Origin of the sequence: Pseudomonas sp. D4002 (assembly GCF_013385665.1) — a bacterium.
Lineage (GTDB): Bacteria > Pseudomonadota > Gammaproteobacteria > Pseudomonadales > Pseudomonadaceae > Aquipseudomonas.
In genome coordinates, this window is the sequence record NZ_JACAPN010000029.1 from 174,115 (window position 1) to 180,209 (window position 6,095).

Genomic DNA, 6,095 nt, shown 5'->3' on the forward strand with positions numbered 1-6,095 from the left:
GTCACACCTCGCCTGCGATGTCGGTCAACGGCGTCATGGCTTCCCGCGCCCAGCGCGCGGTGATGGACTGGCCGACTTGATGCCCGGCGGTGGTGTCCAGCCATTGGTTGTTGGCCTGGCTGATGTTCAGGGCCTGGCCGTTTTCCAGTTTCAGTTCGTAGCGGGTGGCGCTGCCCTGGTACTGGATGTCATGCAGCAGGCCGCTGACTTCCACCTCGCCGCTGCCCAGCGGGCCTTCGGCGAAGCGCACGTGTTCCGGGCGGATCGAGAACGGCTGCGGGTTACCGCTCAAGCGTTGCGCCAATTCGCCGCGAATCACGTTGGAGGTGCCGACGAATTCCGCGACGAAGGTGGTGGCGGGCTTCATGTACAGGTTGCGCGGGGTGTCGACCTGTTCGATGCGGCCCTTGTTGAATACGGCCACACGGTCGGACATCGACAGTGCTTCGGTCTGGTCGTGGGTGACGAAGATGAAGGTGATGCCAAGTTGGCGTTGCAGTTTCTTCAGCTCGCTTTGCATCTGTTCGCGCAGCTTCAGGTCGAGAGCGCCGAGGGGCTCATCCAGCAGCAATACGCGCGGACGATTGACCAGTGCGCGGGCCAGGGCCACACGTTGACGCTGGCCGCCGGAGAGTTGCACCGGCTTGCGGTCGCCGTAACCGCCGAGGGCGACCATGCCCAGCGCTTCTTCGGCGCGGTTGAGGCGTTCGGTCTTGCCCACGCCTTTGACTTTCAGGCCGTAGGCCACGTTGTCCCGCACGTTCATGTGGGGGAACAGCGCGTAATCCTGGAACACAGTGTTCACGTCGCGCTGATACGGCGGCAAGCCGGCGGCTTCCTCACCGTGGATGCGGATGGAGCCGGCACTGGGTTGCTCGAACCCGGCGATCAGGCGCAGGCACGTGGTCTTGCCCGAGCCGGAAGGGCCGAGCATGGAAAAGAACTCGCCGTCCTGGATATCGATGGAAACCCGGTCAACGGCTTTCACTTCGCCGAACTGACGGGAAACGTGGGTGAATTGGACTGCAAGCGTCATGGTGCGGTGCTCCAAAAAGGCGCGTCTTGTAAAAATTAAATCGGAGGTAGAGGTGATCGTTCCCACGCTCTGCGTGGGAATGCAGCGCTGGACGCTCCGCGTCCGCCCTTAAAGTCGTGACGCGGAGCGTCACAGGAGGCATTCCCACGCGGAGCGTGGGAACGATCAACTAGGGAGTGCTTAGCGCCCGCCCATGATCGCGATGTAATCCTGGGTCCAGCGGCTGTACGGCACGAACTTGCCGCCTTCAGCCTGCGGGGTTTTCCAGAAGGCGATCTTCTCGAACTGGTCGAAACCGTTGGTCTTGCAACCCTCGGCGCCCAGCAGTTCGCTTTCCTTGCACGCCGCGGGAACCGCCGGCAACGAACCGAACCACGAGGCCACATCACCCTGGACCTTCGGCTGCAGCGACCAGTCCATCCACTTGTAGGCGCAGTTCGGGTGCTTGGCATCGGTGTGCAGCATGGTGGTATCCGCCCAGCCGGTGGCGCCTTCCTTCGGAATGGTCGAGGCAATCGGCTGTTTCTCGTTCACCAGGCCGTTGACCTGATACGGCCATGCGCTGGAGGCCACCACGCCTTCGTTCTTGAAGTCGCTCATCTGCACGGTGGTGTCATGCCAGTAGCGGTGGATCAACGGCTGCTGGGCGCGCAACAGGTCGAGCACGGCCTTGTACTGGGTTTCGGTCAGCTCGTACGGGCTCTGGATGCCCAGTTCCGGCTTGGTGGCCTTGAGGTACAGCGCCGCATCGGCGATGTAGATCGGGCCGTCATAGGCCTGCACGCGGCCTTTGTTCGGCTTGCCGTCCGGCAGGTTCTGCGCATCGAACACTACGTTCCAGCTGGTGGGCGCGGTCTTGAACACGTTGGTGTTGTACATCAACACGTTCGGGCCCCACTGGTACGGCGTGCCGTACGTTTGCTGGCCGACCACGTACCACGGCGCATCTTTCAGGCGCGGGTCGATGTTCTTCCAGTTGGGAATCAGCGAGGTGTTGATCGGCTGTACGCGCTTGCCGACGATCAACCGCAGCGAGGCATCGCCCGACGCGGTGACCAGGTCGTAGCCGCCCTTGGCCATCAAGCTCACCATCTCGTCGGAGGTGGCGGCGGTCTTGACGTTGACCTTGCAGCCGGTCTCTTTCTCGAAACCGGTGACCCAGTCGTAGTTCTTGTCGCTTTCGCCACGTTCGATATAGCCGGGCCAGGCGACGATATCCAACTGGCCTTCACCGGCACCCACCGCCTTCAGCGGTTCGGCGGCCTGGATGCTGACACTGGCCAGCAGCGCGGTGGTCAGGGCACTGAGCAGAGCGGTCTTGTGCGCAGACATGGGGGTTCCCTCTTCTTTAATTATGGTCGGGGCAGTTTTTGCAGCAGGTGGTGCGTGAGCGTAGTTGTTGTTTTAAAGATGCTGGCCGTGGCGCGCCATGATGTGCCGCACCACGCTGTAGTCCTGTAGCGAATCGCTGGACAGATCTTTGCCATACCCCGAGCGCTTCAAGCCGCCGTGGGGCATTTCGCTGACCAGCATGAAATGACTGTTGATCCAGGTGCAGCCGTATTGCAGGCGCGACGCCACTTGCATCGCCTTGTCCAGATTCTGGGTCCACACGGAGGAGGCCAGGCCGTATTCCGAGTCGTTGGCCCAGTCCACCGCCTGTTCCAGCTCGTCGAAGCGGGTCACGGTGACCACCGGGCCGAACACTTCGCGCTGCACGATTTCATCATTCTGTTTACAACCGGCCAGCAAGGTTGGCTGGTAGAAGAAGCCAGCACCGGAATGCACGGCGGCGCCGGTGATGCGTTCGATATGCGGCTGGCCGAGGGCGCGTTCGACAAAACTGGCGACGCGGTCGCGCTGGCGGGTGCTGATCAGCGGGCCGAGTTCGTTGTCGGCATCGCGCTTGCCGGCAAACCGCAGGCTGCTGACGGCGGCGCCGAGCTCGGCCACCAATTTGTCGTGGATGCCGGCCTGGGCGTAGATGCGGCACGCGGCGGTGCAGTCCTGGCCGGCGTTGTAGTAACCGTAGGCGCGCACGCCTTCGACCACGGCTTGCAGGTCGGCGTCGTTGCACACGATCACCGGGGCCTTGCCGCCCAGCTCCAGGTGCGTGCGCTTGAGTGTCTTGGAGGCGGCCTGGAGTATCTTCTGCCCGGTGACGATATCGCCGGTCAACGAGACCATGCGCACCTTCGGGTGGCTGACCAAATGGCTGCCGACCCCTTCGCCGCCGCCACACAGGATGTTGATCACCCCGCGCGGCAACAACTGGCTCAGTACGGGCGCCAGGGCCAGGATCGACAGCGGGGTATGTTCCGACGGCTTGAACACCAGGGTATTACCGGCCGCCAGGGCCGGGGCGATTTTCCAGGCGGCCATCATCAGCGGGTAATTCCACGGCGCAATGGAGGCCACCACGCCAATCGGATCGCGACGCACCATGCTGGTGTAGCCCGGCAGGTATTCACCGCTCAGTTGCCCGGTCTGGCAGCGCACGGCGCCGGCGAAGAAACGGAACACATCGACGGTTGCGCTCAAATCGTCCTGACGTGCCAGGTGCAGCGGCTTGCCGCAATTCAGCGATTCCAGGCGGGCGAGATAGTCGGCTTGTTTTTCGATTGTCTCGGCGATGCCCAGGAGGATGTTCGAACGCTGCTGGGGCGTCGTCCGCGACCAACCGGCAAAGGCCCGGTGGGCGGCGAGGATTGCGGCTTCGACCTGCTCGGTACTGGCTTCGGCGATATGGGTGAGGATTTCACCGGTGGCCGGGTTGATGATCGGCTCGACAAACCCCTGGCCCGGGACCAGTTCGCCGTCGATCAGCAACGCAGTGAGCAGCGGTGTGGGCGCGCCAGACATTTTTCGCGATCTCTTTTCTTGTGTGGTCATGGCTGTTCTCGTGCGAGGCGCCTGACCTTCTCTTATGGGATGAGCAGAGACTAGAGGTCAGGCGCGAGGTCAACAAATACTAAATACTGAAAGCGGCATTCGATTAAATAGATGGCTTGCGTGGGTGGGGCTGTTCGCGGGCCACCGTCAGGAATGGGTCCACCAGCGCCGGGCGCGCCGTGCCCCGGCGCCAGGCCAGGCCCACGTCGAGGGTCTGGCTGAGGTCGGCAATCGGCCGGGCCTCGATGATGTCGCCTTCCAGGGACCAGGGGCGGTAGGTCATGTCCGGCTGGATCGACACGCCCAGGCCGGCGGCGACCAGGCTTCGCACGGCTTCCGTCGAGGCGGTGCGCAAGGTGACGCGAGGTTGCAGCCCGGCGCCGGTCCACATGCGCTGGGCGTTGTGGCCCATTTCGTCGACGTTCAGTTGAATCAGCGGCTCGCGCGCCACATCCGCCAGGTTGATGCTGTCGTGTTCCAGCAGCGGGTGCTGGGCCGGCAGCCATAAACGGTGGGGCGAGTGGGTGAGCACTTCGGTTTGCAGGGCGTGGCGGTCTTCGAGGTTGGAGAGGATCAGCACGCCGACGTCGATTTCACCGCTGACCAGCAGGTGTTCGATGTAGGGGCGTTCGTCCTCCATCACGCGGATCTCGACATTGGGGTAGGCGCGCTGGAAGCGGGTAAGCAAGTCCGCCAGATAGTAGCCGGCGACCAGGCTGGTCACGCCGATGATCAACTGCCCGGCCACCTGGTCGGTGCTCTGTTGCAGGCTGCGCTTGGCGTTGTCGACGGTGGCGAGGATGAGGTGCGCCTGGCGCAGGAACTGGTGGCCCTGGTGGGTCAGGGTCATGCCCTTGGCGTGGCGGTTGAACAGGTTGACGCCGATTTCCTGTTCCAGTTGCTGGATCGCCAGGGTCAGGGTGGACTGGGAGATGAAGGCGGTCTGGGCAGCGGCGGAGATCGAGCCGGTCTCGGCCACGGCGATGAAGTGACGGATTTGACGCAAGGTCATCATGCTGGAATTACCAGTGGGGTGTTTTTATAGATTTGTTCGAGTGTATATCGTTTTAATTGAGGGGTAAGCGCGTTACATCTGGAAGCACTCTAGATCGGGGGTTTTTGGCACTTAGTTTTACGCTGGGGGCCTATTGGTCCTGTGAACTTGAGTTTCTGGAGGTTGTGAATGAATACCCGTGGATTGCTCGATCAACTGCTCAAATCCGGCCAGGACATGTTGCAGAACAAGGCTGGCGGGCAGCGCAAGTCAGATGACAAGGGTGCCCTTGGCGGACTGCTGGGTGGCGGCGGATTGGGTAGCTTGCTTGGCGGTGCCGGTGGTGGGGCCCTCGCGGCCGGCGCCATGGGTCTGTTGCTGGGCAACAAGAAAGCCCGCAAGTTTGGCGGCAAGGCGCTGACCTATGGCGGGTTGGCTGCTTTGGGGGTGATTGCCTACAAGGCCTACGGTAATTGGCAGGCGCAGCAGGCCAGTGCGCCTCAAGGGGAGCCGCAGACCATTGATCGGCTGCCGCCGGCCCAGGTCGAGCAGCACAGCCAGGGGATTTTGAAGGCGCTGGTGGCTGCGGCCAAGGCTGACGGGCATGTGGATGAGCGTGAGCGGGCGTTGATCGAAGGGGAGTTTGTGAAGCTGGATAACGATCGTGAGTTGCAGCAGTGGTTACATGCCGAGCTGAACAAGCCGCTGGATCCGGCAGATGTGGCTCGGGCTGCCAGTACTCCGGAGTTGGCTGCCGAGATGTATATCGCCAGTGTGATGTTGGTGGATGAGGAGAACTTCATGGAGAAGGCTTACCTCGATGAGTTGGCGCGGCAGCTTAAGTTGGAGCCTGGGTTGAAGGCTGAACTGGAGAAGCAGGTGCGGCAGGCTGAGGTGGTTTGATTGTGTACATATCCGTTTCTGCGGTAACGGCTACTTATGGTAAAAGCAAAGACCAGAACGAAAGCAGAGCCGCTTTTCTGTAGGAGCTGGCTTGCCGGCGATGCAGGCACCTCGGTCTTCCAGACACACCGAGGTGATGCCATCGCCGGCAAGCCAGCTCCTACAGTGGACCGTGCCCGCTTTAGCTTTTGATTTTGCTCTTCAACACTCAAGCCGGCCGGTAGGCCGCTGTGCTCTTGATCTGCTTTTGATCTTGATCTTGGGCACTTC

Annotated in this window: 5 protein-coding genes; 1 reads left to right on the forward strand and 4 read right to left on the reverse strand. The window is 62.0% G+C overall.

Going from position 1 to position 6,095, the window contains the following annotated elements; translation table 11 throughout:
* Window position 1 precedes the first annotated feature (1 nt).
* The 4 genes from HX824_RS21445 to HX824_RS21460 all read right to left on the reverse strand — a co-directional run bounded on the left by HX824_RS21445 (window position 2) and on the right by HX824_RS21460 (window position 4,943).
* Window positions 2-1,036, reverse strand: coding sequence for an ABC transporter ATP-binding protein (locus HX824_RS21445; protein ID WP_003209551.1), 1,035 nt, complete (start codon window positions 1,034-1,036; stop codon window positions 2-4).
* A gap of 180 nt (window positions 1,037-1,216) precedes the next feature.
* Window positions 1,217-2,368, reverse strand: coding sequence for a putative ABC transporter substrate-binding protein YdcS (gene ydcS / locus HX824_RS21450; protein ID WP_003209550.1), 1,152 nt, complete (start codon window positions 2,366-2,368; stop codon window positions 1,217-1,219).
* 72 nt (window positions 2,369-2,440) lie between these two features.
* Window positions 2,441-3,898 (reverse strand): gamma-aminobutyraldehyde dehydrogenase, encoded by a 1,458-nt coding sequence (locus HX824_RS21455; RefSeq protein WP_003209549.1) that lies wholly within the window; start codon window positions 3,896-3,898, stop codon window positions 2,441-2,443.
* Window positions 3,899-4,031: 133 nt separating this feature from the next.
* The gene (locus HX824_RS21460; protein WP_003209548.1) at window positions 4,032-4,943 is read right to left on the reverse strand and encodes a LysR family transcriptional regulator; all 912 of its coding nucleotides are present in this window, start codon (window positions 4,941-4,943) and stop codon (window positions 4,032-4,034) included.
* A 168-nt stretch (window positions 4,944-5,111) separates the two neighbouring features.
* Between HX824_RS21460 and HX824_RS21465 the strand changes: the two genes are divergently transcribed.
* Complete coding sequence (locus HX824_RS21465) at window positions 5,112-5,825, forward strand: tellurite resistance TerB family protein (protein WP_003209547.1); 714 nt, start codon at window positions 5,112-5,114, stop codon at window positions 5,823-5,825.
* Window positions 5,826-6,095: the final 270 nt, after the last annotated feature.